Annotated in this window: 8 protein-coding genes; 5 read left to right on the top strand and 3 right to left on the bottom strand. The window is 55.2% G+C overall.

Annotated elements, in window-relative coordinates:
- Positions 1–919 (top strand): IS66 family transposase (gene tnpC / locus EO99_RS0125150; RefSeq protein WP_029621297.1); only part of this gene is annotated, 919 nt, incomplete at its 5' end.
- A gap of 22 nt (positions 920–941) precedes the next feature.
- On the opposite strand, the gene EO99_RS0125145 is transcribed toward tnpC, so the two are convergent.
- A complete protein-coding gene (locus EO99_RS0125145; protein WP_029621296.1) occupies positions 942–1,829 on the bottom strand; it encodes a sigma-70 family RNA polymerase sigma factor in 888 nt (295 codons plus the stop codon).
- Between the two features lie 220 nt (positions 1,830–2,049).
- Here EO99_RS0125145 and EO99_RS0125140 point away from each other — a divergent pair, with 220 nt between their 5' ends.
- The gene (locus tag EO99_RS0125140; RefSeq protein ID WP_029621295.1) at positions 2,050–2,505 is read left to right on the top strand and encodes a carboxymuconolactone decarboxylase family protein; all 456 of its coding nucleotides are present in this window, start codon (positions 2,050–2,052) and stop codon (positions 2,503–2,505) included.
- Between the two features lie 711 nt (positions 2,506–3,216).
- Here the strand turns inward: EO99_RS0125140 and EO99_RS0125135 are convergent.
- Positions 3,217–3,639 (bottom strand): hypothetical protein, encoded by a 423-nt coding sequence (locus tag EO99_RS0125135; RefSeq protein ID WP_029621294.1) that lies wholly within the window; start codon positions 3,637–3,639, stop codon positions 3,217–3,219.
- 10 nt (positions 3,640–3,649) lie between these two features.
- Positions 3,650–4,399 carry an SDR family NAD(P)-dependent oxidoreductase gene (locus EO99_RS0125130; RefSeq protein ID WP_029621293.1) on the bottom strand — a complete coding sequence of 250 codons (750 nt, stop codon included), beginning with the start codon at positions 4,397–4,399 and terminating at the stop codon, positions 3,650–3,652.
- A gap of 99 nt (positions 4,400–4,498) precedes the next feature.
- On the opposite strand from EO99_RS0125130, the gene EO99_RS0125125 reads away from it, so the two are divergent.
- From EO99_RS0125125 to EO99_RS0125115, 3 genes are all read left to right on the top strand, one after another.
- Positions 4,499–5,395: a LysR family transcriptional regulator gene (locus EO99_RS0125125; RefSeq protein WP_029621292.1), complete on the top strand. Its 897-nt coding sequence runs from the start codon at positions 4,499–4,501 to the stop codon at positions 5,393–5,395.
- A gap of 317 nt (positions 5,396–5,712) precedes the next feature.
- The gene (locus EO99_RS26505; protein WP_156035016.1) at positions 5,713–6,171 is read left to right on the top strand and encodes a carboxymuconolactone decarboxylase family protein; all 459 of its coding nucleotides are present in this window, start codon (positions 5,713–5,715) and stop codon (positions 6,169–6,171) included.
- 60 nt (positions 6,172–6,231) lie between these two features.
- On the top strand, positions 6,232–6,995 hold a 764-nt coding region (locus EO99_RS0125115; RefSeq protein WP_077067180.1), incomplete at its 3' end, for an SDR family oxidoreductase.

The raw sequence follows: 6,995 nt of genomic DNA, 5'->3' as shown, positions 1-6,995 counted from the left end.
ATATGGGGTCAACTTTCCGCGCCGATTGACAGCCAGGCACTTGCGCCCGGTTCATCAAAGGCTGCTCGAGCATCTGAAGGCCTCGTCCAAGCTCTTCGCCGACGAGACGACCGCCCCAGTGCTCGATCCGGGTCGGGGGAAGACTAAGACCGGGCAGCTCTGGGCCTATGCTCGTGATGACAGGCCATGGCAGGGAGCCGACCCGCCCGGTGTCGTCTATGTCTATGCGCCCGATCGCAAGAGCGAACGCCCAATGGCGCATCTTGATGGCTTCGTCGGCATCCTGCAGGTCGACGGGTACGTGGGCTATCGAGCGCTCGCCGCTGGCAACAGCGTTTCCCTGGCATTCTGCTGGAGTCATGTGCGTCGGCGCTTCTATGAATTGGCGGCGGCCGGTCCCGCGCCTATTGCCAGCGAAGTGCTCAGGCGCATCGCCGAACTCTACAAGATCGAGGACGACATCCGCGGTATCACCCACGAAGAACGTCGCGCCGTCCGGCAGGCCAAGAGCCGTCCGATCATCGACAGTCTCGCGCCTTGGCTGACCGAGCGACTCTCGCTTATCAGCCAGAAGACCAAGCTCGCCGAAGCAATCCGCTACACGATCTCACGCTGGGATGGGTTGATCCGTTTCATCGATGACGGCCGTATCGAGATCGACTCCAATACCATCGAGCGTTCCATCCGGCCGATTGCCCTCAATCGGAAGAACGCCTTGTTCGCAGGCTCTGACGCCGGGGCCGAACACTGGGCGACCATCGCCTCGCTCATCGAAACGGCCAAGCTCAATGACGTTGAGCCACTTGCCTATCTGGCCGACGTCATCACCAAAATCGTCAATGGCCACCCGAATAGTCAGCTCGACGACCTGTTGCCTTGGGCCTTCGCCGACCAGCCAGAAACCAAGCCCGTGGCCTGAGAACAAGGCCGCAGCGTCGATCTTAAACGTCAATATGCGTCAGCTTATTCGGGTTTTTGACTATATAGATCGCGAAAATCTTACCGTCGCGAATGCCGAGAGCTGTTGTTTGCAGCACACCATTTGGATCAAGGCTTACATACCCGGGCAGGCCGTCAATAGTTGCGGTTCGCAGCAAGGTGGGCGGAGTCGCGGCCTTTCGCTGAGCGGAAACGAAGAGTCGCAGTGCACGTTCCAAGCCGCGGATGACTTCTCGGAACGCCAGCACCTTGCCGCCGCCGTCGCTATGTATCTCGACATCGCGCGCGAGCAACGCCGAAAGCGCGGTGACATCGCCGTCACGCGAAGCAGCAAAAAAAGCGCGCGCAATTCCATCAGCCTCTGCCGCCCCGACGCTGTATCGTGGTCGTGCATTCTGAACATTCTTGCGTGCGCGAGAAGCAAGTTGCCGAACGGCGGCAGGTTCACGATGAAGCACGACCGCCACCTCGGTCAGCGCCACGTCGAACACTTCGTGGAGCAGGAAGGCCGCTCGTTCTAGCGGCGAAAGTCGCTCCAACGCTAACATCAGCGTCACAGTGACATCGTCAACAATGGCTTCTTGCGCATCAAGAGGCTCGACCAAAGGCTCTGGTAGCCATGGGCCGACATAGATCTCGCGGCGCGCTCGCGCCGACTTCATCCGATCAAGGCATAGTCGGGTGACGATGCGAGTGAGATAGGCGGTCGGAGTACGAACTTCGTCTTCAACGCGTACCCAACGCAACCACGCATCCTGCACGACATCTTCCGCCTCCGTGATCGACCCTAGCATCCGGTAGCTCAGACGCAGCAAGCGTTTGCGATCCAGTTCGAATTCTACGGTTCTTTGGTCGCTAAGCGGCACATCAGCGCTCGCTTCATTGGCCATCACCCCCTCGCGGATGTCATGAGACCGGTTCGTTGCGTTCCTGCCGTTGTGCCACATGCCACTTTCCTCGCACTCGCTCGCCTGACTCGTGGACGAGCGAGTTCGTGCAAGTGTGACATGGCACATGCCAAAATAAAATCAGGTCGAGATGTCACGCCTCCCATCGCCGCGTCGTCACTCGAGCAGCGCCGGCTGTTGGCGCAACTCACAGGAGACCATCATGAATGAGACAACGCGCCTCAACTGGTACGAGGTAGCACCCGCTGGAGCCAAGGCCCTTTTCGGCGTCCATCACTACGTCACATACAACACGAATTTGCCTGAGGAACTTATCCATCTCGTGTTCCTACGCGTATCGCAGATCAACGGCTGCGCACATTGTATCGACCTGCACACCCGCGATCTGCTGAAGACCATGGCAGCCGACAAGGTCGCTCTGGTCCCGGTATGGGAAGAGGTGCCGTATCTTTTCTCCGAACAGTACCGCGCGGCGCTGGCCTGGGCCGAGGAGGTGACGCTTGTCAGCGAGACACATGCTTCTGACCGAGCCTATGCTGCTGTCTCGGCAGTTTTCGAGCCTAAAGATTTGGTAGATCTTACAATCACGATCGCAGCTATGAACGCCTTCAACCGTCTAGGCGCGCCATTCCGACTTCCGGTGAAGGCGCAGCCCTGAAAACGCGCTGGCTGTTGCTTAGCCGCGACGGCACCACTGTGCTTATGAATCGGTTGCTTGCAGACCCCGCTTGCTTGCAGCTTTACGACCGGGATAGGGTCGAAACAGGTCCTTCATCAACGCGTAAAGGCTCGTCCCGGTCGGTGCATTCATGCCATCAATCAAGCAGCGATAGTAATCGGAACGATCTCTCGCGCTTAGTCAATGTGGGAGGAAAACACCGCTTACGATGCAAGGCCGATCTAACTGCGCGGCTCACCGGACGTATAGGTTTTCGTCGGATCTAGACGCGAGTAGGATGGTTGCATGTTCAGTTCATACCGTCCGCAATAGCCTCTCGTGCCAACCGACAACAGCTTTGGAAAGGTCGGAACAATGCCGTGGATTGAAGGACTTCTCATCACCGAATTGGCCGCAATTTTCATATTGGCCGTCACTGAAGCAAAGCTCTGGTCTCGTGCTCGTGTTCCGGTAAAGGTGAAGTCGGAACGCAAGCGGGGTCGTGACACATGGACGTCGTAGCTGGCGGGCACCTCCGGCCTGCTTCATCGTTTTCGGTTTTTCATGCGGGTGATACGTGTCGTTAGGATACGAGAGCGATCTAGAAGCAGTGACGGCTGTTCCCAGGACTGGCAGCTCAGGCTTCAGCAAGGCTGTGGAAGAGACGGCCCCTTTCGGGACCGTCAATGTCGATGGAGGTTGCGCAAAGCATCAACGCGTGAGCGTTCTTGGAGGAAGAAAACCTCTCGCCGAGGAAAGCTCCGGCCATGGAAGAACCGTTTCTCCCATAACTTTCCAGCTCTCCCCTTCTTTAACTAAGCGTAGCTCATAGAACGCCGGATCTGCATGCTCACTCATCCGTCGGTAGAGCACCGCTGTCGCTTGATTGCCCTGTTCCTCGATGTGGAGCACCTTTTTTTCGGTTGATAATGGCAGCTCTCCGGCGTCCCTTCGTGCCCGAAACTCGGCAAACATTTCCGACTTCGAAAAACGGGTGATTTCTCCCTCGGACGTAAGGACGAGGAAACCAAGGTCTTCTGTGTATAGATCTTCCATCTCTTCCATCCGGTAGTTACTACCCGCTTCGGCAAGACGGTCGATAAATTTCACTAACTCTCTGTTCAAATCAGACATATCTAAACTCCTAAGCAATCAACATGCCGCCATCGACATTGAGTTCGATTCCATTGACGAAACTTCCAGTATCCGATGCCAGGAAGAGAGCGGCGTTTGCCAGTTCCTCTGGTAGGCCGAGACGTCCTGCAGGAATGGTGCGGGCGAGGTCCGCCTCGAAGGACGGCCTGTCGGCATCGCTCACTCCCAGCTTGGCAAGGATGGCGGTGTCTGTAGGTCCGGGGCTCAGGATGTTTACGCGGATCTTCCGATCCCTCAGTTCCAAAGCCCAATTCCGCGCAAATGCGGCCACCGCTGCCTTTGCGCCAGCATAAACGGTGTGGTTAGGTAGGACCCTTGTAGCCGCGAGCGAGCTAGTGATTACGATATTTCCGCCGTCTCGCATCACTGGCAAAATGTGTTGAACTCCAAAGAATACACCCCTCGTGTTCACCGCAAAATGTTTGTCGTATTCTTCGGGAGAGACTTTGTCGGAGGTGGTTAGGTTGATGATCCCGGCGTTTGCGATGTAGATGTCGGCGGCACCAAAAAGCTGATGAACCTTCGCCGCCACCTCTGCATGGTGCTCTAGATCGGCGACGTCGCCTTGAATACCCAGAGCTCCATGGCCAATTTCTTCAACAGCACTATCCAAGACCGCTTTTCTTCGGCCAGTGATGATCACTTGGGCCCCTTCTCTGGCGAAAAGAGCGGCGGTCGCTTTGCCGATGCCGCTATTTCCGCCTGTGACTACTGCTACTTTGTTCGTAAGTTTTTGCATTGGGTTCTTATCTCCGTGGTGATGCACAGAAAGATAAGCCGCAGGCCTGTCCTCCATTAGAACCCCAACAGGAACAGGATTTTTTCCTCTTAGGCTCAAATGACTAGTTTGCTCAGCGAAACATCCAACCTGATCGCATTTGTACGCACCGTTGAAACCGGGTCATTCAGTGCGGCGGCGAGACACATGGGGACAACCCCGTCGGCCATCTCCAAAAGCGTCGCTCGCGTTGAAAAGGTGCTCGGTACTCGGCTCTTCTTACGTTCCACCCGTGCCCTAACGCTCACTTCTGACGGGCAACTGTTTTTTGATCGCGTAGCTCCGCTTCTTCGAGAGCTGCAAACAGCGAGTGACGTTGTCGGAAAGGAGAGGGGGCTTACAGGTCGATTAAAGATCAGCCTTCCAAGCGAGATCGCCCGCGTCCTTATGGACGCTTTGCTTAGGGACTTTGCCGAAAGCCATCCAGACTTGAGCATGGTGGTCGGCGTGACCGACAGGTTTGTCGACGTGATCCGAGAGGACTATGATGTCGTTTTTCGGGTAGGACAGACTACAGAAAGCGAGCTGATCGCAAGGAAGCTTTGCGACCTCGAGATGGTGCTAGTTGCTGCCCCCGCGCTTCTTGAGCGTCACGGAAGTCCGACGAACATCGATGACCTAGCTAAACTCCCCTTCGCGAAATATTACGTACCAGGCAGTCGCTATGAGATCGCTTTTGCGGATGGCAGTAGAATTTCGCCCGAGGGCTCGATCGAGTGTGACTCAGGGCTCGGACTACAAGCAGCTGCACTGCACGGCAGAGGTGTCGCCTACTTAATGAAGTTCGTTGTAGCAGAAGATATTGAAGCTGGTCGATTGATTAGGATACTGCCAGGGGCTGAGCTGCCCTCACTTCCGCTCAATGCGTTACATGGATTCAGTCGCTCGGTCCCACAAAGGGTGAGGGCGATTTGTGATTTCGTAGCAAAAGAGATTTCCGCGATCGAAAATTGCTGAGCCGATCAACTTCTCGCCCGTTAGTGCGATTCATGTTCAGAAGCTTCACGGCCTTGCTGGCCCCAATGTGTCTCAGTATCCTTCTAAGGACGGCTGCGCGTTGACGCACTGTCGCGAGCTGTAGGATCTCCCACTTTAACTGGCCCTGTTTAGATGTGCGCAATCCGCGTTGTGGCGGATGAACAGGCTCAGCGCAATCGTTTCCGGAGTTGCCCCTAACTTACGTTTATCTATCGAAGCACGGGCGGCAGCTTATGCTCGGACAATGTCGTCTAAGGATGGCGTGGAATATGCTCAACTATAAGAGGAGTGTAGTTATGACGCATCCATTAACTAGTGTACTGAGCATCGCGAAAATAAATAGTGTCGAAGACGAATTGGTTGAAGCAGGGGCTGATGCTGAATTTCGCTCGGATGATATCGATCGCAAGCTTAACTCGGAACTGAATGTTTGCGATTTCTGCTTCGAGATGCAGTTGTATCAAGCGAGAACGCGCAGCGCAGAGCTCCGTTTAAACTTGTCTTTTTTCTGGCAGGAGTTTGCGGGTTTTAGCCACCCTTCACCCGGTGGGTTCGCTCAGGCTGAGGTTGTTACCGTGAGTCCGGGATTAGGCGTTTCATATGATGTCTATCAGCGGGTGCGCCGGGAGTTGAGTGAACAAGAAATCCTAGATTTCACATTTGTGGTCATGTCGGCAGAAGCTTGGGCCCCGCCCCATGTGGAAATCGAGCAGTATCAAACCTCTGATGCGAGAGCTCTACTAAGCCAAGAATGACTTGAGTTGAACCCAAGGAAGTGCGGTTTGCACCGCTTCAAAATCTAGAGGAGTATAAGCATGAAAATTGTTGTCATTGGTGGCACAGGCCTGATCGGATCCAAACTGGTCAAGCGGCTTCAGGCAAACCAGCATGATGTCGTCGCCGCATCTCCTGCGTCAGGCGTCAACACTGTAACAGGCCAAGGCCTTCAGGAAGCTCTAGATGGAGCTCAAGTCGTCGTAGATGTTGCCAACTCGCCCTCGTTTGAGGACGACGCAGTGATGGAATTCTTCCAGTCGTCGAGCAGAAACATCATGGCCGCTGAGGCTGCCGCCGGAGTTGGCCATCACATTGCGCTCTCGGTCGTGGGAACCGAACGGCTCCAGGAAAGCGGCTATTTTCGTGCTAAGCTTGCGCAGGAAACGATCATCAGGGGTGCCAACATCCCATTTACCTTGGTGCATTCCACGCAGTTTTTCGAATTTATGTTCGGCATCGCTCAAGCGGGTGCGGAAGCCAATACAGTTCATCTCTCACCCGCAATGATGCAGCCAATTCACTCCGATGATGTTGCTGATGCGCTAGCAGATGTTGTCCTCATGCCGCCGCTGAACGAGGTGACTGAGGTCGCGGGTCCCGAGCCAATCAGGATCTGCGATGCCGTTCAAAATTACCTCCGACAAATCGGTGACAACCGCGAAATTATTACCGATCCGCAGGCCCGCTATTTTGGGGCTGTTCTAGATGACGGCACTCTAATGCCGAGCAAGGGAGCTCGGATTGGCAGGACTCCATTCTCACAATGGGTGAAGTGTGTTTCGGCGTGCAAAATTGACCCCAT

It is taken from the genome of Pseudorhizobium marinum (assembly GCF_000705355.1).
GTDB classification, from domain to species: Bacteria; Pseudomonadota; Alphaproteobacteria; order Rhizobiales; family Rhizobiaceae; genus Neorhizobium; species Neorhizobium pelagicum.
Note: the sequence above shows the minus strand (reverse complement) of the source record. Positions and strands in the feature narration are given on the sequence as shown.